This window comes from Flavobacterium sp. P3_A6, from assembly GCF_056403035.1.
The window spans coordinates 24447-41171 of sequence record NZ_JBFUGG010000028.1; the positions used below are offsets into that span (position 1 = coordinate 24447).

General features: G+C 35.0%; 16 protein-coding genes. 2 read left to right on the top strand and 14 right to left on the bottom strand.

The annotated features are described in order from the left end of the window. Nucleotides 1-25 precede the first annotated feature (25 nt). The 8 genes from AC1DVP_RS19375 to AC1DVP_RS19410 form a co-directional block, all read right to left on the bottom strand. Nucleotides 26-760 carry an alpha/beta hydrolase gene (locus tag AC1DVP_RS19375; RefSeq protein ID WP_477185123.1) on the bottom strand — a complete coding sequence of 245 codons (735 nt, stop codon included), beginning with the start codon at nucleotides 758-760 and terminating at the stop codon, nucleotides 26-28. 8 nt (nucleotides 761-768) lie between these two features. Beyond that, nucleotides 769-1137: an MmcQ/YjbR family DNA-binding protein gene (locus AC1DVP_RS19380; RefSeq protein WP_477185124.1), complete on the bottom strand. Its 369-nt coding sequence runs from the start codon at nucleotides 1135-1137 to the stop codon at nucleotides 769-771. 17 nt (nucleotides 1138-1154) lie between these two features. Further along, complete coding sequence (locus AC1DVP_RS19385; RefSeq protein ID WP_477185125.1) at nucleotides 1155-1544, bottom strand: energy transducer TonB; 390 nt, start codon at nucleotides 1542-1544, stop codon at nucleotides 1155-1157. A 511-nt stretch (nucleotides 1545-2055) separates the two neighbouring features. After that, nucleotides 2056-2643: a DUF2335 domain-containing protein gene (locus AC1DVP_RS19390; RefSeq protein WP_477185126.1), complete on the bottom strand. Its 588-nt coding sequence runs from the start codon at nucleotides 2641-2643 to the stop codon at nucleotides 2056-2058. Nucleotides 2644-2652: 9 nt separating this feature from the next. Further along, the gene (locus tag AC1DVP_RS19395; RefSeq protein WP_477185127.1) at nucleotides 2653-2892 is read right to left on the bottom strand and encodes a hypothetical protein; all 240 of its coding nucleotides are present in this window, start codon (nucleotides 2890-2892) and stop codon (nucleotides 2653-2655) included. A 520-nt stretch (nucleotides 2893-3412) separates the two neighbouring features. Continuing rightward, nucleotides 3413-6331 carry an FAD-binding and (Fe-S)-binding domain-containing protein gene (locus tag AC1DVP_RS19400; protein WP_477185142.1) on the bottom strand — a complete coding sequence of 973 codons (2919 nt, stop codon included), beginning with the start codon at nucleotides 6329-6331 and terminating at the stop codon, nucleotides 3413-3415. An 86-nt stretch (nucleotides 6332-6417) separates the two neighbouring features. Continuing rightward, nucleotides 6418-8313, bottom strand: coding sequence for a phosphoglycerate dehydrogenase (serA, locus tag AC1DVP_RS19405; RefSeq protein ID WP_477185128.1), 1896 nt, complete (start codon nucleotides 8311-8313; stop codon nucleotides 6418-6420). Between the two features lie 328 nt (nucleotides 8314-8641). Further along, on the bottom strand, nucleotides 8642-9451 hold the full coding sequence (locus AC1DVP_RS19410; protein ID WP_477185129.1) for a 2-oxoadipate dioxygenase/decarboxylase family protein: 810 nt from the start codon (nucleotides 9449-9451) through the stop codon (nucleotides 8642-8644). 188 nt (nucleotides 9452-9639) lie between these two features. Between AC1DVP_RS19410 and AC1DVP_RS19415 the strand changes: the two genes are divergently transcribed. Continuing rightward, on the top strand, nucleotides 9640-10113 hold the full coding sequence (locus AC1DVP_RS19415) for an Lrp/AsnC family transcriptional regulator (protein WP_111408403.1): 474 nt from the start codon (nucleotides 9640-9642) through the stop codon (nucleotides 10111-10113). 240 nt (nucleotides 10114-10353) lie between these two features. Here AC1DVP_RS19415 and trpS read toward each other — a convergent pair whose 3' ends face one another. Beyond that, nucleotides 10354-11328, bottom strand: coding sequence for a tryptophan--tRNA ligase (gene trpS, locus AC1DVP_RS19420; protein ID WP_477185130.1), 975 nt, complete (start codon nucleotides 11326-11328; stop codon nucleotides 10354-10356). Between the two features lie 234 nt (nucleotides 11329-11562). Between trpS and AC1DVP_RS19425 the strand changes: the two genes are divergently transcribed. Beyond that, nucleotides 11563-12342: a lysophospholipid acyltransferase family protein gene (locus AC1DVP_RS19425; RefSeq protein WP_477185131.1), complete on the top strand. Its 780-nt coding sequence runs from the start codon at nucleotides 11563-11565 to the stop codon at nucleotides 12340-12342. Between the two features lie 42 nt (nucleotides 12343-12384). Here the strand turns inward: AC1DVP_RS19425 and AC1DVP_RS19430 are convergent, their stop codons facing one another. From AC1DVP_RS19430 to AC1DVP_RS19450, 5 genes are all read right to left on the bottom strand, one after another. After that, nucleotides 12385-12795: a hypothetical protein gene (locus tag AC1DVP_RS19430; protein ID WP_477185132.1), complete on the bottom strand. Its 411-nt coding sequence runs from the start codon at nucleotides 12793-12795 to the stop codon at nucleotides 12385-12387. A gap of 153 nt (nucleotides 12796-12948) precedes the next feature. Then, nucleotides 12949-13968: a recombinase RecA gene (recA, locus tag AC1DVP_RS19435; protein WP_477185133.1), complete on the bottom strand. Its 1020-nt coding sequence runs from the start codon at nucleotides 13966-13968 to the stop codon at nucleotides 12949-12951. A gap of 457 nt (nucleotides 13969-14425) precedes the next feature. Further along, nucleotides 14426-14938, bottom strand: coding sequence for an acyl-CoA thioesterase (locus AC1DVP_RS19440; protein ID WP_477185134.1), 513 nt, complete (start codon nucleotides 14936-14938; stop codon nucleotides 14426-14428). Between the two features lie 92 nt (nucleotides 14939-15030). Continuing rightward, entirely contained in the window at nucleotides 15031-15414 is a 384-nt protein-coding gene (locus AC1DVP_RS19445) for a DoxX family protein (protein WP_477185135.1), read from the bottom strand. A 6-nt stretch (nucleotides 15415-15420) separates the two neighbouring features. Beyond that, the gene (locus tag AC1DVP_RS19450; RefSeq protein WP_477185136.1) at nucleotides 15421-16557 is read right to left on the bottom strand and encodes a DNA polymerase III subunit; all 1137 of its coding nucleotides are present in this window, start codon (nucleotides 16555-16557) and stop codon (nucleotides 15421-15423) included. Between the last annotated feature and the right edge of the window lie 168 nt (nucleotides 16558-16725).

A 16725-nucleotide genomic window follows, 5' to 3' on the forward strand; every position in this document is an offset into this window, starting at 1 on the left:
TTAATTTTAGCGCTAAGTAAGTACTTTATTCATTTATAAATTCTAAAATAATTTTCAAAGTTGCCGCTTGCTGTTTTTCTCTGCTAATGGTAGCTAGGTTATCTCCTAATTGAAAGCCATAATAACCAAATTGACAATGATTACCGCCTTCTATTTTTATAAACTTTGCCGTTTTCGGCAGTTTTGACTTGTTTCCCAAAATTGATTTTTCCTCAGCAACCCCATCATTTGAGCCATAAATTTTTAAGATGGGTATTTTGCTGTCAGCAAGTGAAATGGTTTTTGGATGAGTACTGCCAATGAGGATTAGTTTATTTATTAACTCAGGGTTTTCAAATACAAACTGTGCGGCCATTTTTGCGCCTTGTGAATGCCCAGACAAAATATATGTTTTACTCGAGTCATTAAATAATTGTAATTCTTTAGGCTTGTTGTATCCATTGGATGCCAACCTCCAAGGCATTTTGATCAAATATACTTTTATGTTGCTCTCGGCTATTTTTCTGCAGAGCGGGACATACGCTTTTGGATCGACCATTGCACCCGGATAAAAAATAAAGACATTTTTAAATGTTGTTTTTGGCGTAAAGGAAAAGAAATCGTCTGTGTTTTCAACTTCAATAGTATTGCTGTCATCAAAAAATTTCTCGTCTACACCTTGTGATTGATACGAATAGAATAACCAAAGCGTAAAAACAACACCAGCCGTTATCCAAATTGTCTTTAAGACTTTTTTTATTGTCCACTTTTTTGTTGTCATGTTTTTGTTCAATCATTATTTCTGCTAAAGGCACTGTCATTTGGACGTAATTTTTCGGCGAGTTTTTTTGGCGCCACTTCACAATAAGCTGTTGTCAATGCATCTGCAAATAAGTCTTTATGCACTTTTTCCAGATCAATTAAAGTCCAGCCTTGTTTGCCCCATTTGTTGTCAACAGGATAAATAATGGTTTTGTCTGCTGCAGAAAAAACGTCTTGGTCAATTTCTGATAATTTTATACAGGCTCTTTTGAGTTTATCATCATAAGTGGCAAATATTTTTTTCTTTACCCTGAAAGATGTTTTTTCAAAGTGCGGATCTTCCGTTGCTTCGGGGAATGAAAGGGCTAATTTTCGGAGTGTGTCAATTGCTACCATTGTTTAGTTTTATAACATTACTCAGCAGCCGTTATTGTTATCGGAAGCCTGAATAATGATCGAACAACTTTTCGGTCTTTAATTCCTGCTTGCCAATCTGGACATGTTTTAAATATTTTTGTTATTTCTTCAGAAGTACCATAGCCAATATCCTGCACTACAACAAAATTTGTGATTGAACCATTTTTTTCAATCACAAATTCTACAATAATCTTTCCTTTTAATCCTTTTACATCTGGGACATGGAAGCTTTTGCCTACAAATTTATAAAACTTCTCCATGCCACCTTTAAATTCTGGTTTTTTATCCAATTCATTATTGTTATAGATTTTCMCATTGTCTTCAGTAGTTTGAGAATAGGTAGTTGTAGTGATAATTATGATTAAAAGAATAAAGTATTTTTTCATGTTATTTTAGATTTTGTTTTAAAAACTTTTTTTCAATTGGTGAAAAGCAACACAATCGTATTGCATCGAGGCCCATCTGGTGCTTGTTTGCAAGGAACTCCTACTTATTGTTGTGAACTAAACGAAGTGTTTACAATACAATTTATCTTTATACATTACCATCATGGCTCTCTTTTTTTCAAATATATTGATTTTAAAAGGATGGTAATAAAAAATACAGGAATATACTTATTTATAGTTGTTCCTGTTTTAATTAACCGGTTTGTAAATGCTACGATTTATCTCCTAATTTAAATAAGTACTCGTTACAAACGAGTAGCAGTGGGAGTCTACCGACTTTTCCCTTATATGTATTTATATTTGCAAACTGATTTTGCAGGTATTTCTTATATAAATATAGAAAAAGCCACAAAATAACATCTGTTACTTTGTGGCTTTTGATTTTTGTTTTGTGCTCTGCGTGTGTGACGAAGTCGTGTGACTTCGTAGAACGGGTATGTTTTCTTAAAATCTATTCTTTTTTCTCTTTGTCTTCGCTGTTTTTGTCTGATTTTGAATTGCTTAGTTTGCCAAGTACAAAAATACTGGCCATGGCAATAATTGTGGTACTGCCAATAATTGAGCCAATTGCTTCATGTCCTGTAAACCCTAAATACGTACTTGCTGAAAGTGCTAAAAGACATAAAATAAAGCCAAAAATTTGACCAGCCTTGCTTTGATTCAATTGGGATGTAACAGCTTTATTTTCTAATCCCATTCTATGATCTTGCTGTTTTTCAGCCATAATCATTATTCTATCAGCTCCATTTGGAATAACTGAATTGTATTGAATTAATGCTTCTGCTGATGGAAGAGGTCCAGAATGATGTCTCTCGGTTACACTCAATGTCATTTGACTGAATGTTTGTAATAGTTCTCCTTTTTTTGTTTCGTCTACTCCATCAAAAATATGCGGATTTAATAATTCTAGCTCTTCTTTTATTTCAACAATTTCAGCTTTAAGTAATCTTTCATCGTTAAAGGCTTTCTCTTTTAAAGGAGTATTGCTTCTTTGTGCTAGTTCTGATTTTGTGCGCTTTTTCTCTGGAGTTTTTGACATAATTTGAATCTATTTTAGGCAAAGCTTATTATAGTTCTGCTTTTCAAATTTTTTTCTAGCTTTTTCAATGTCGTTACCAACATTTTGCCAATCTGACGTCAAAGCTCTATTGTCTGCTTCTTGTTCGGTTTTGAAGGTGTTAAACTCATAATAATTACCAGGTAAATTTAACACAGAACCGATACCTTTCATAAAATTACATTTTGAAAATAGATAATCCGCTTTATATTTCACCTTAGTTTCTTCCATAACGATTTAATTAAATTGGTTATTTTAAACCTTAATTTTAAAATGCCTCTCAAGATAAATTCCGAAAAGGGGTGCAAAAGTAATATAATTTATTATATAATTAAAATTACATAAAATTTGATAAATTCAATAAACAATTAAGTTATGATTAACTTCATTCACTACTAAAATTATGCCGTTTTATATCAAGTGCACATAAATTTATTTATGCGCACTTGATTAAAGATTTCGACGAAGTTATATTTTTTTTTTCACAAAGTCAATATTTTTATTAATAATAATGATTGTGAAACATTAATTTTTTAATGCTTTTGTATAGGAAGTAAAAATCTTTAATTTGGAGTATTTTTCTACCATGCAAAAAAAAATGAAAATTTTAAGTAGATGATAAATAGTTATTTGTTTATTTTGATTCAAGTCCTATACAGATTTGTAATAAACAGAGTTTATAAACTATAAAATCAAAAAAGGTTGCAGATTCATATATCTGCAACCTTTTTTGATTTTAAACTAATTGTACTTATTTTAAGGCTTTATAAAGTATCTCAACGGGATGAAATGCTTTTCGGCTGGTTCCGTCGCTTATTTGGTGTCTGCAGCTCGTTCCTGACGCAGAAATCAATGTGGCTTCTTCTTCGGAACGAATGGTTGGGAATAATACCAATTCTCCTATTTTCATCGAAATGTCATAATGCTCTTTTTCGTATCCAAAAGATCCCGCCATACCACAGCAGCCACTTGGGATATTGAGTACAGTATAATTTTGAGGCAGCATCAGGATTTTTTTGAGAGGTACCAATGATGATAACGCTTTCTGGAAACAGTGACCGTGCATACGGACTCTTTCTTGGTTTTCTGTAAACGAAGCGGAAGTGATTCGGCCTTCGTCCAATTCTTTGGCCAAAAATTCTTCGATAAGCATTGCTCTGTCGGAGAATGCTTTTGCTTTTTCTTTTAAATCACCACGGCATAAATCAGGATATTCATCTCGGAAAGATAATATTGCCGAAGGTTCAATTCCGATTAAAATTGCATTTTCCGGTATTTCTTTGGCGAAAGCCTGAGTATTCTTTTCGGCAATTTCACGCGCTTCTTTCAGCATTCCTTTCGAAAGATACGTTCTTCCGCTGATGCCAATTTCTGGAACTATGACTTCATAACCTAAACGGTTAAAAAGCTTCACGGCAGTCTGGCCAATTTCGACATCATAGAAATTCAGGAATTCATCGTTGTACAAATAGACTTTACCTTGAATAAAATTCCCCGTCTGTCTATAACTTTTGATCCATTTGGCAAAGGTAATTTTATGCATTAACGGCAACGATCTTTCGGTAGCAAAACCAGTAGAACGTTTCATAATGTTTCCTATGATTCCTTTGGAACCAAAATTATACAGCCATGGCAAAGAAGCAAATAATTGATTAATTTTTGGCGTATTGCCAATTAATTTCGAACGGAATTTCACTCCGTTTTTATCATGGTATTGCTGTAAGGTTTCGGCTTTTAGCTTTGCCATATCCACATTTGACGGGCATTCGGATTTGCATCCTTTACAGCTCAAACACAAATCGAGGACTTCGAGCAGACCTTCATCGTCAAATCTGTTTTCTTTGGTAGAATTGGTGATGGTTTCTCTCAGTATGTTGGCTCTGGCACGAGTGGTGTGTTTTTCATCACGGGTAGCCATATAACTTGGACACATGGTACCGCCGCTTTTTTCTGTTTTTCTGCAGTCTCCCGATCCGTTGCACATTTCGGCAGCACGCACGATTCCGTTATGCTCGGAGAAATCAAAATAGGTTTCCGGCATTGGAGTTTCCTGACCCGGATTGTATCTCAGGCTGGTGTCCATTGGAGGCGTATTCACTATTTTGCCTGGATTGAAAATGCCCCAAGGATCCCAAGTATTTTTCACTTGGATAAACAATTGGTAGATTTCGTCGCCCAGCATCAGCGGAATAAATTCACCGCGAAGTCTTCCGTCGCCGTGTTCTCCGCTTAGCGAGCCTTTGTATTTTTTAACTAAATGAGCAATATCGGTAGCAATAGTTCTAAAAAGCGCAGTTCCTTCTTTAGTTTTTAGATCAATGATTGGGCGTAGGTGCAGTTCTCCTGTAGCAGCATGCGCATAGTGCACACAGCTTAGGTTTCGCTCTTTTAAAACGGCATTAAAATCTTCGATAAAATCGGGTAAATCATTTACATCAACCGCAGTATCTTCAATAACGGCAACTGCTTTGGCATCGCCGGGAATATTAGACAATAATCCCAATCCTGCTTTCCTCAGGTTCCAAACTTTATTGGTGTCCTCACCAAAAACAATCGGGAAATGATAGCCCAGATTTTTGGAACGCATCAATTCCTCCATTTCTTTGGCAAGTTCCAGAATTTCTTCCTGCGTATCTCTCAAAAATTCTACAACAAGAATGGCTTGCGGGTCGCCTTCAACAAAAAATCGGTTTTTGCTTTGCTCAATATTTTCTTTGGTGCATTCTAAGATATAATGATCGATTAATTCAACACTGTCAGGTTTGAATTTCAAGGCTTCCAAATTGGCTTTCAACGATTCATTGATACTGTTGCAATGCACGCAAACCAAGGCAGCAAACGGTTTTAATGCATCTACTAAATTCAGTTTAATTGATGTTGAAAAAAACAATGTTCCTTCAGAACCTGCGATTAATTTACAAAAATTAAATTTTTCTGTCGGATCGCCAAAAGGCTGGCTGTATGCCAATAAATCTAAAGCGTATCCTGTATTTCTTCTCGGGATTGATTTTTTTGGATAATTTTCGTCGAATAATGTTCTGTTAGCTGGAGAACCCAATAATTCTTTTGCCTGAACATAAATTGCCTGTTCCAAAGGACTCACTACATTTATTCCGTTGCATTTGTCTTCAAATTCGGCATTGGTCAAAGCGCCAAAAGTAACTTCATTTCCATCTGCCAAGAATCCTTTAATTTCAAGTAAATGCTCACGGGTGGAACCATAAATAACTGATCTTGCTCCACAGGCATTGTTACCCACCATGCCGCCAATCATACAGCGGTTACTGGTGGAAGTTTCCGGACCAAAAAATAATTTATAGGGTTTTAAATGGATGTTCAGTTCATCACGAATCACTCCAGGTTCTACCCAAGCCGATTTTTCGACAGGGTCAACCGAAAGGATTTTGGTGAATTCCTGCGAAATATCAACCACGATTCCGTTTCCAACAACCTGCCCGGCAAGAGAAGTTCCTGCAGCACGAGGAATTATGCTGCTTTTGTTTTCTCTGGCAAAAGCAATGATTTTTTGAATATCTTCCTTCGTTTTTGGAATCGCTACAGCCAGCGGCATTTCTTTGTAAGCACTCGCATCAGTGGCATATAGTGTACGCATTGTATGGTCGTACAATAATTTTCCATCTAATTGCTTTTCAAGACTTTCAAGGTTCATTATGTTTTGATTAAGGATTAACGATTGCTGATTTTTGATTTTTATTGCGTCGAAATCTGCAGTCAAAAATCAACAATCTGAAATCTTTAGTATAAAATTCTATATCGAATGGTATTCGGAATCTTTTTTAATTTTTTCTCCAAATCTTTGTTATGGAAATTATCAATATCGGTAATTACGTAACCCAAAGTTTCATTGGTTTTTAAATATTGTCCCAAAATATTGTTGTCATATTCCAAAAGAATATTATTTATTTGTGCCAAAATACCTTTCACGTTTTCATGAATATGCATGATACGGTGTGCACTTTGAAGCTCCGGAAGCTGTATCTCCGGAAGATTTACGCTTCCATAAGTAGTACCTGTATTAATATATTGAATGATTTTGTTGGCAACATAATGACCAATATCTTCTTGGGCCTCTTCGGTGCTTCCTCCAATGTGGGGAGTCAATATCACATTTTTCAATCCCTGCAGTTCAGATACAAACGGCTCGTCATTGTTTTTTGGCTCGTATGGGAAAACATCGACTGCGGCTCCGTGAATTCTACCGTTTTTTAAGTTAGCTACCAATGCTTCAATATCAACAACATGGCCTCTGGAAAGATTTAAAAAGATAACCCCGGGCTTCATGCTTTCAAAAGCATCGGCATCAATTAAGTTTTTATTGCTTGCGCGTCCATCCACGTGTAAAGAAACAACATCCGAAAGCGCTAATAATTCTTTCAAAGAAGAACATTTTTTTGCATTTCCAAGAGCCAATCTATCGACAGCATCATAGAAATACACTTTCATACCTAGTGCTTCAGCTACGATAGAAAGCTGTGATCCAATGCTTCCGTATCCAACCAAACCTAATTTTTTACCGCGGATTTCAACACTGTTTGTAGCTGATTTGTCCCAAACGCCTTCGTGCATTAATTTACTTTTTTCGAAAGTATTACGAACTAGCATAATGATTTGTCCCAAAGCTAATTCCACAACAGATCTGGTGTTGCTGTATGGAGCATTGAAAACAGAGATTCCTTTCATACTGCAGGCGTTCAAATCTACCTGATTGGTTCCAATACAGAAAGTTCCAACAGCGTGCAGTTTATTGGCATGTTCCAAAACTTTGGCAGTCACATTTGTTTTTGAACGGATTCCAAGTATGGAAACGCCTTTTATTTTTTCGATCAATTCCTCTTCAGACAAAGATCCTTTGAGCGTTTCTACGTTGTAACCTTCGTGTTCAAAGATATTAACGGCGTCTTGATGAATGTTCTCTAATAATAAAACATTAATTCTGTTCTTTGGATAAGAAACCGAAGCTTTATACGAAAGTTCATAAAGAATTTCGTCCAATGATGGAGCTATCTGACTGGCTTTTTCTACCACAATTTTTCTCGTTACATTTTCAGTAAAAGCAAAAAATTTGGAAACAGCGCCTCCTTCAAGAGTTTCATAATCGGTATATCCGTCACCAATCATTATTGCTTCGCCTTGAAGATTTAAGGATTTGATTTTTTTTACTTTTCCTTGGTTTTCACACAATTCATCTTTTTCGTCAAAACCAATTATTTTCCCCTCATGGTCAAATTTGAAGGTATTGGCCAAAACATGCTCTGGTTTGATGCCATATTCCTGAACGATTGGGATAATAATTTCCTTAAAACCGTTTGAAATGATATAAATGTTATCCGAATGCTGTTTGAAAAAAGCTCTATTTCGTATTACAGATGCGGTCACTTTCTTTTTTAGTTCTTCAATTACACTGCCGATGTGGTCTCTATTGGCTTGCAATAATTGGATTCTTTGAGTCAAAGATTCTTTCAAGGACAATTTGCCTTCCATTCCAAGATCGGTTAATCGTTGAATTTCGCTTAATATTTGAACTCCTGCAGCACTATCTTGGTAAATTACTTCGCATAATACATCTAGTGCTTCGACTTTCATAAAAGTACTGTCAAAATCGAATATAAATGTTTCCTGATTTTCTGTCATCTTTTTAGTGTTTGTCACAAATAAAAATTATTTGTAAATTTTTTGCACAAAGATAAACCCTCGATTGCTATTCTGAAAATATATTGGTATAATACTAGCCAGTTTAACGATAATTGAGGTTATTGTTATAAATTGTCTTTTTGAGCAGACATTATTAAATTTAATCTTCAAAAAGCAATTTTAAATTTTGTTTTATTGATTTTGAGAAGGGTTTTTCAGTATCGGTTTTTCGCAATTTGAGAACAATATTCTTTTAAAACTACAATAACTTGCCGTAATCCAGCCTAAAAAACGGTGAATTTGACAAGTTATTGAATTTTTTTAGTCTTTAATTTTGCAATTTTACATCAGTGCTTTCAAAAATTTTATCGGCAGATGAAGCTACAAATCCTTGGTACAAATTACCGTCGGCCATAGCATATCGCAATGCAAATTCGTAATAGCAAGATGGAATTTCAAAAGAGCCTTCTTCAAAGTTGATGGTATATAAATCAGCCAATGTGCTGGATTGTTCCAATAATTGCTCTGGAGTTCCTTTTATTTTTCCGCCAGAGGCGTTCAATTTCCAGCCATTTTCTTCTAGGAATGTGTTTAATTCTTCGAGTTTTTCAAAATGTTTTAAGGCATTGACATTGATCGTAAAATGATTGGCTCGGAAACCATACACATACATCCAAGCCGCATATTCTGATTCTTCCAATAATGATTGATAAATTGCTTTAGAACTAGGCTTCCAAATTACACCGTTTAGAACTAATTCAGGGTGGGCAAAGTCGTTTTGGTTACAATTGTTCAAGATATTTTTTACAGTTTCCCGTAATTCATTTGAACATTTTTCCAACTCCAATTCGGAGATGAAAATTCTAGGCGCATTTGTATCTGTTGTATGTTCATAATGTTTGGCAAATAATTTTTTGGATTCAAAAATATATTCACCCCGTGCCTCATAACCAATAGCCAAGAAAGGTTTTTCTAAAACGGCAATATTGATGCGCGGGTCATTAAAGGTACGAATCGCAATGTGATCATTTTGAATTGTTTCGCCTTTTTCTTCCAGTAAAGTGTGTATTTTTTTTGCAGATGGGGTTATTGCGGCATATTGTTCCCATAGTTTTGAAAGCAGTTGATTTTTGTCCATTTCTGTCTGTATTTTTGAATTGTAATAATGACACAAAACTAGATAGAAATCTGTTGAACTAACATATTTGTATTTCGATTATTTATAAATTAGCTTTTTTGAATGATAATTGTGTAATTTTGACATTTTTAAATGCATTTTCTGCTTTAGAATTGTCAATGTTATATTTTCAACCAAATAGTTAACTGATGCTAAACTCCAAGAACAACGAAAATACTGATTATTTAGACCAAGAAATCATCAGAAAGCTGAGTGAAAATGGCAGAATCCCCTATTCTGAATTGGCCAAAGAATTAAAAGTGTCTAATTCATTAGTGCATTTGCGTGTGCGAAAATTGCAGGAATCGGGTGTGATAGCTGGCTTTTCAGTAAAATTGAATGCAAAAGCCAACGGCTTTGAAACTATTACATATACTGGAATCACTACCAAAGAAGCCCGTTTTGCTTACTCAATAGCCGAACAACTCAAATTGATTCCCGAGATTGTGGAATGTCACTGGGTTTCGGGCAAATATGCTTTGTTTATCAAGATTGTAGCCGCCAATAATGAAGAGTTGCGTAAAATTATATACGAACAAATTCATATTATAGAAGGAGTGGGAGGAACGGATTCATTTATTTCTTTCGGGTCTGCGTTTGAGAAAAACTTGCCGATACAGTAAAGAGTAAAAATTAGGAGTACTTTTTATTTTAAATATATAAGTCATTTAAGTTTTACCTGTTGGAGGCAATTTTTTTAATATATAGAAACCGAATAGTTTATTTAAGGAACATAGCATTCCAAGGAATGTCGTAACTTATATTTATTTTAAAACCTACTTAGATTAATAATTTTTCTTTAACTTAAATGACTTATATGTTTAAAAATAGTTGTTGTTTATTTTAAAAAATAGTGAATTGGATTAAATCTCAAATCCCAATTTTTCTCTTACTCTATTCAAAACGCCATTAGCAACAACACCAGCTTTTGCAGCTCCTTTTTTTAATAGGTCATCAACTTCTGGAAGGTTATTGATATAATAGTTGTATTTTTCTCTTTCAGTTTTAAATTTTTCTAAGATCAATTCAAATAACGCTTGTTTGGCGTGGCCATAGCCATAATTACCGCCTAAATAATTAGCTTTCATTGTTTCGATTTGATTTTCATCTGCCAATAATTTATATAAAGCAAAACAGTTACAGGTATCTGGATTCTTTGGTGCTTCCAGTGGCGTGCTGTCTGTTTCAATACTCATGATTTGTTTACGCAACGGTTTGTCATCCAAGAAAATGTTGATGAAATTATTGGCGGATTTACTCATTTTTCCACCATTGGTACCAGGAATCAGCATGCTGTCTTCTTGGATTTTGGCTTCTGGAATGACAAAGGTTTCCCCCATTTGATGGTTGAATCGTGACGCCACATCGCGTGTAATTTCTAAATGCTGCAATTGGTCTTTTCCAACAGGAACAAATTCGGCATCGTATAATAAAATATCTGCTGCCATAAGCATTGGATACGAAAACAATCCTGCATTAACATCTTCTAAACGATCGGATTTGTCTTTGAATGAGTGCGCCAATGTTAGGCGCTGAAATGGGAAGAAGCAGCTTAAATACCAAGATAGTTCTGCTGTTTGCGCCACATCGGATTGGCGGTAAAAAATCACTTTTTCGATGTTCAAACCGCAAGCTAACCAAGCACAGGCAGTACTGTAAGTGTTGCTTCTTAGTGTTTCGCCGTTTTTGATTTGGGTAATCGAATGCAAATCGGCTATAAAAAGGTAAGATTCGTTTTCTGGTTTATTAGATAATTCGATTGCAGGAATAATTGCGCCTAATAAGTTACCCAAATGTGGAGTGCCAGTACTTTGAACGCCTGTAAGTATTTTTGCCATTTTTATTTTTTTAAACTCGTATTATTATAATGAAGTATGTTATTTTTTCGCAAAGTTAATTCTTTTGCTAAATTTTCCGCAAGTTTACCTATTTTTGGCTCTTTGAAAAGAGCATAATTTTAAATTGGTTGCAAAAAACTGACGATGATATGCGAAATGAAGTTCGATTGCTCCAATAAAAAATATAAACGGTTATCAATTACATGCGACCATTTAAAACAATTATTACAACACATGAAAAGTATAAAAAAAGTATTGTGGGCCGTTTGGAGAGTTTGGTTTTATGTGGTAATGCTCATTCCCATCCTAATTATGCTTCCCTTTTTGGTGATTTCGATATTGACGGAAAGCGGTTATCCTTATTTTTTTAAAATGTCCCGTATTTGGGCGAAGTGCGTTCTTTTTGGAATGGGCTTTTATTACAAAGTTGAAAAGGTTCAACAATTAGACTCAAAAAAAAGTTATATGTTCGTCGCCAATCATACTTCTATGACCGATATCATGCTGATGCTCGCTGTTGTGGATAATCCTTTTGTTTTTGTTGGTAAAATGTCGTTGGCAAAAATTCCGTTATTTGGTTTTTTCTATAAACGAACAAGTATTCTTGTGGACAGAAGCTGTTCTAAAAGCAGAATGGAAGTGTTCAATGAAGCTCAAAAAAGAATTAACCGCGGGCTTAGTATTTGTATTTTTCCCGAAGGAGGTGTTCCTCATGATGAGACTCTTATATTAGATGCTTTTAAAGATGGAGCTTTTCGTTTGGCAGCCGAACATCATTTGCCAATAGTGCCTCTTGTTTTTCCTGACAATAAAAAAAGATTATCATATACCTTTTATAGTGGAAGTCCTGGATTGATGCGAGCAAAAATGTTGTCTCCTGTGGAAACTGTTTCTGCGGCTAGTGTGCCAAAAGATCGAAAAGAACTGCGTGAGCAGGTTCGAAGTTTAATCCTAAATGAATTATTGGAGTTTCAAAAGACGGATTTATTAAATAATGCAAACCTATATATATAAGAAGGAGGCTTTCTAATTTTTTTGAGAGCCTCCTTCTTAAATTTATGATGCTTTTTTTACAACTATTGTTTGTGTAACAAATTCTGTAGTCGTTTTTTTAAACTTCAAAGTGTAAGTTCCTTCAGCTGTTGGTTTCATTTTGTATGTGGTTGTTTTAGTTGCTGGTGTTGTACCGCAGCTTGTTCCTTCATACTTTGATTGCACTTCAATTTGTTTAGTGTTTTCATTAGTTGTTTCTATAAACTTATTAAAAGTTCCACAATTGTTTTCTACTGCATAAGTAACCGTAAAACTTAATTCTTGATTGGGAACACCTGTAGTTGGTCCTGTAATTGCAGTAACTAGCGAGGTCTTTGTTACTGCTTGTTGTTGATCATCATCTTTGGAGCAAGCGGTTAATGAAATAGCAATAAAAGCAATCATAGCAACAGTTTGTAATCTTAATTTTTTCATAGTTTTAATTTTTATTAAATTATATTAATTTTAATAAAGATGATTAAAACTCAATTTGGTTGCGTGACTATTTTTTAGTTATGTGTAATCTAAAAGGATTTGATCTTGTAAAAAAAAACCGACTGAATTGATTTCCAGTCGGTTTTAAATTATTTAGGCATCTGCTAATTCTTTGATATGGCTTTTGATTTTTTCTTCAAGTTCATCTGCCAATTCAGGATTGTCTTTAATTAATGTTTTAACAGCATCTCGGCCTTGGCCTAATTTAGTGTCGCCATAACTGAACCAAGAGCCTGCTTTTTTGATAATTTCAAATTCAACTGCAAGATCAAGGATCTCTCCGGTTTTTGAAATTCCTTCACCGTACATGATGTCAAATTCAGCAACTTTAAATGGTGGTGCTACTTTGTTTTTAACCACTTTCACTTTGGTACGGTTACCCAATACATTTTCGCCATCTTTAATTTGAGTAGAACGGCGAATATCCAAACGCACCGAAGCGTAAAATTTCAAGGCATTACCTCCTGTAGTTGTTTCAGGATTTCCAAACATTACCCCAATTTTTTCTCTCAACTGGTTAATGAAAAATACGGTACAATTAGTTTTGCTGATCGTTCCTGTTAATTTTCTCAATGCTTGAGACATTAATCGTGCATGAAGACCCATTTTGGAATCTCCCATTTCACCTTCAATTTCGCTTTTTGGGGTCAAGGCGGCAACCGAGTCAATAACTACAATGTCAATTGCTCCAGAACGAATCAGGTTTTCGGCAATTTCCAAGGCTTGTTCTCCGTTATCAGGCTGTGAAATGATGAGGTTTTCGATATCAACGCCTAATTTTTCAGCATAATTTCTGTCAAAAGCATGCTCAGCATCTATAAATGCAGCAATTCCTCCTGCTTTTTGAGCTTCAGCAATTGCGTGTAAAGTCAAAGTCGTTTTACCAGATGATTCCGGTCCATATATCTCTATAATTCTTCCTTTTGGATAACCGCCTACTCCCAAAGCCAAATCAACTCCCAAAGAACCGGATGAAATTGTTTCTACTTCCTCAATGGCTTTATCGCCCATTTTCATTACAGTTCCCTTTCCGTAGGTTTTGTCTAATTTATCAAGAGTAAGCTGTAATGCCTTTAACTTAGCTTCTTTGTCCGAACCAGTCTTTTCTTTCATTTTCTTCTGTTTTTATATGATTTACCAAGTTTTGTAATCAAAATATTGGTTTAGATTTTATTTAATGCTCGTAAAAATACTTCTTTTTTTTGAAGTCACAATAGACGACTTTTTAACAAAATAGGTTTTTGTATTTGCTTCGTCAGTTCACTATCGCTCGTGTGGGCTGCGGGCTGTACGCACTACTAGGTTGCTTGCTTCCATACCAATGTCATTAAGTTAAGGATTGCTCGCTTAGCTTTTTTTAAATATTGCTCTCGCAAAGCCACAAACAAATCGGTTCTAAACTTTGCGTCTTCGCACGAAAAATAAAAGCTTAGCTTAATGGCATTGGCTTCCATTCCTCACACAGAAAACGGCTTCCGATTTTAAAACTCACGGTTTTTAAATTCACTTTATGATATAGATGTTATTTGCTCGAAAATATATAGAAGTAAATTCAACGCCATCTATTTAATTATTCAGCAAATAAGGCTTTTAGTTCCGTTGCATCATGCGGATTCATTTTGCCAGCCAATACTAAACTCAATTGCTTTCTTCTTAAAGCGGCATCATAGCGCAGTTTTTCTAATTCGGTTTCGGGTTCGATTGCTGGAACTTCTACTGGTCTTCCAGTATCATCTACAGCTACAAAAGTGTAGATCGCTTCGTTGGCTTTAGTTCTGTTTCCAGACTGACGGTCTTCGACCCAAACGTCCAAATAAATTTCCATTGAACTCTTAAAAGCTCTAGATACTTTTGCTTCTATAATTACGACACTTCCAAGCGGGATAGATTTGTTGAAAGCAACATGATTCACAGATGCAGTTACTCCTATGCGGCGCGAATGCCTTCCTGCCGCAATACTCGCAGCACGATCCATTCTGGCCAAAAGTTCCCCTCCAAATAAATTATTCAAAGGATTGGTTTCGCTCGGTAAAACCAAATCGGTCAATATAGTTAAGGATTCAGAAGGGTGTTTTGCCGTCATATTTTGTATTAGATAATTAGAAAATGTTTTAATTTATTTATTGAATTTCTTTTTGAGTTATTGTTTTGGCATTGCTATTGTTATTGATTTTTTTAGTTAAGCCAATACACCGCCATTACAGATGGGATAAAATACAGAACAATGGTTCTGGCACCATCATAATCTTTTGCCAACCGCTGTCCAAAAAGCAGCATGATAAGAGTTATGCTGGAAAATATTGCTCCATATAAACCATAAACTCTGCCACTGTTCACGGCGAGCTCTATGGCACCTACAGTACATAGAATTCCAGAAATCAATTCTAATATCAAGACGTTCAGCAAAGCAAGAGGCACTTGATTTCGCAAAGGCGTTTGTGCAAAATGTTCTCTAAGCCAATCTAAGTTATCTTTCCAGTGGAATAATTTATCTTGTGACGATTGTAAAAAGGTGATAGCTAAAAAAACTAATAATAAAATTGAAGAAATATTATTCATGGGGCTTTATTTTTTATGAATTAAACGCGTAAGTTTTATTGATAAATCTGTTAAAATTATTTTGGCATTTCCATTGCGTTCGATATGATACATGGCATCAGACAATTCTTTAAAGATGTCATTAATGTTTTTGCCGTTTATAAAAGGAGCAAAATTCTCAAGTTTAAATTTTTCTACTTTTGTTTCAATATAAACAAGCTCTTTTGCTTCATAATTGAGCAGTAAGGCTTGACGGAACATTTCGATACAAAACTGAAGGAACTTCTTTTGTGTTTCTCTTCCTAATGATGCTATCTGTTCGCTCCATTCGATTAAGTCTTGTATGGCCGTGGCATTTCCTTTAGCTTTAAATGCAGCCCGAACCCAAGTAACAAACCATAGCTCAAAAGGGGAAGCTTCATCATCAGCATTTAATAAATGAAGGGCTTTGTTATAATTTCCCTGCGCTTGATGAGCAATTTTCAAGGCAGTTTTGGGTTCTATTTGTTCTTTTGCAATAAGGGCATCAACTATTGTCTTTTCGCTTAATCCGTTAAAATGAGTAATCTGACATCGAGACCGAATAGTTTGAATGATATCTTCTTCATTTTCTGAAATAAGGATAAATACCGTTTTTTCGGGTGGCTCTTCAAGTAATTTGAGAAGCTTGTTGGATGCAGCGACATTCATTTTATCGGCCATCCAAATGATCATTATTTTATGGCCGCCTTCATATGATTTTAAAGACAGGGATTTCAAAATTTCCTGAGCATCGTCTACCCGAATTTCACCTTGTTTATTCTGCACTCCCAATTTGGCATACCAATCAAATAAGCCGCCGTAAGGATTTTCTAAAATAAATTGTCTCCAGTCAGAAATGAAATCAATGCTTTTTGGTTTTTGTTTTACCTCTTCAGTTGTTACTGTGGGATAAATAAAATGTAAATCAGGATGAGAAATTTTTTCAAATTTAAGTATGCAGGACTCGTTAGTATTTTGTTGTGAATTGCATAAAACATATTGTGCATAAGCAATCGCCATCGGTAAAGTTCCGCTTCCTTCTGGGCCCACAAATAATTGAGCATGAGGGATTCTGCCTAAATCGACGCTTTTTACTAAGTGATTTTTAATGTATTCCTGTCCTAAAATTTTTGAGAATTGCATGTGGCAAAGATATAAGAAAATGATAGTTTCGAAAATTTTCTAATATAAACTTTAGAGGCTCATTTAATTATCAGAGTTTGTTTTAAACTTTTTATAATTGACAGCATCGTCTAAATGTTTTTTCAACCATTGTGTGTTAATAACTTTTGTATTACTTATGTCTGCAAC

Excerpts from the sequence above, each read along its gene's own strand:
- AC1DVP_RS19380 (WP_477185124.1), bottom strand. The coding sequence starts at position 1,137 with ATGGTAGCAATTGACACACTCCGAAAATTAGCCCTTTCATTCCCCGAA.
- AC1DVP_RS19415 (WP_111408403.1), top strand. The coding sequence starts at position 9,640 with ATGCTAAACTCCAAGAACAACGAAAATACTGATTATTTAGACCAAGAA.
- AC1DVP_RS19395 (WP_477185127.1), bottom strand. The coding sequence starts at position 2,892 with ATGGAAGAAACTAAGGTGAAATATAAAGCGGATTATCTATTTTCAAAA.
- trpS (WP_477185130.1), bottom strand. The coding sequence starts at position 11,328 with ATGGCAAAAATACTTACAGGCGTTCAAAGTACTGGCACTCCACATTTG.
- AC1DVP_RS19450 (WP_477185136.1), bottom strand. The coding sequence starts at position 16,557 with ATGCAATTCTCAAAAATTTTAGGACAGGAATACATTAAAAATCACTTA.
- AC1DVP_RS19440 (WP_477185134.1), bottom strand. The coding sequence starts at position 14,938 with ATGACGGCAAAACACCCTTCTGAATCCTTAACTATATTGACCGATTTG.
- AC1DVP_RS19425 (WP_477185131.1), top strand. The coding sequence starts at position 11,563 with ATGAAAAGTATAAAAAAAGTATTGTGGGCCGTTTGGAGAGTTTGGTTT.
- AC1DVP_RS19400 (WP_477185142.1), bottom strand. The coding sequence starts at position 6,331 with ATGAACCTTGAAAGTCTTGAAAAGCAATTAGATGGAAAATTATTGTAC.
- serA (WP_477185128.1), bottom strand. The coding sequence starts at position 8,313 with ATGACAGAAAATCAGGAAACATTTATATTCGATTTTGACAGTACTTTT.
- recA (WP_477185133.1), bottom strand. The coding sequence starts at position 13,968 with ATGAAAGAAAAGACTGGTTCGGACAAAGAAGCTAAGTTAAAGGCATTA.
- AC1DVP_RS19410 (WP_477185129.1), bottom strand. The coding sequence starts at position 9,451 with ATGGACAAAAATCAACTGCTTTCAAAACTATGGGAACAATATGCCGCA.
- AC1DVP_RS19430 (WP_477185132.1), bottom strand. The coding sequence starts at position 12,795 with ATGAAAAAATTAAGATTACAAACTGTTGCTATGATTGCTTTTATTGCT.
- AC1DVP_RS19375 (WP_477185123.1), bottom strand. The coding sequence starts at position 760 with ATGACAACAAAAAAGTGGACAATAAAAAAAGTCTTAAAGACAATTTGG.
- AC1DVP_RS19445 (WP_477185135.1), bottom strand. The coding sequence starts at position 15,414 with ATGAATAATATTTCTTCAATTTTATTATTAGTTTTTTTAGCTATCACC.
- AC1DVP_RS19390 (WP_477185126.1), bottom strand. The coding sequence starts at position 2,643 with ATGTCAAAAACTCCAGAGAAAAAGCGCACAAAATCAGAACTAGCACAA.